A 354-nucleotide genomic window follows, 5' to 3' on the forward strand; every position below is an offset into this window, starting at 1 on the left:
GGCGACAAGATCACCGTCACCATCAAAAGCGAAGGCGACGTGCTGGAAAACGCGGCACCGAAGTTCACCGTCAAAGTCGATCAGGTTCTCAAGCAAGACCTGACCGTCACCCTGAGCAACGGCGATACCGTGGTGATCAAAGCTGGCACCACCAGCACACCGTATGAGCTGAAAGCCCAAGGCGATGACGTCTACAAAGACGGTCAGATCATCGAAGTCGGTGTCGACAACGCCACCGTTGACGGCAAATCGTTCGAGAACCTGGTGCTGGGCGATAAAGCCCAAGTCACCATCGGCGATACCCTCACCGAGGTGAAAGCCACCCTGACTGTGGATAAAACCACCGTCACCGAG

1 protein-coding gene is annotated in these 354 nt (G+C 56.2%); it reads left to right on the top strand.

All coding sequences use genetic code 11. From position 1 onward, the window contains the following. The coding region (locus H7995_RS28260) for an immunoglobulin-like domain-containing protein (protein ID WP_206684777.1) at window positions 1-354 on the top strand (354 nt) is incomplete at both ends.

This window comes from Pseudomonas kielensis, from assembly GCF_014236655.1.
GTDB lineage: Bacteria > Pseudomonadota > Gammaproteobacteria > Pseudomonadales > Pseudomonadaceae > Aquipseudomonas > Aquipseudomonas kielensis.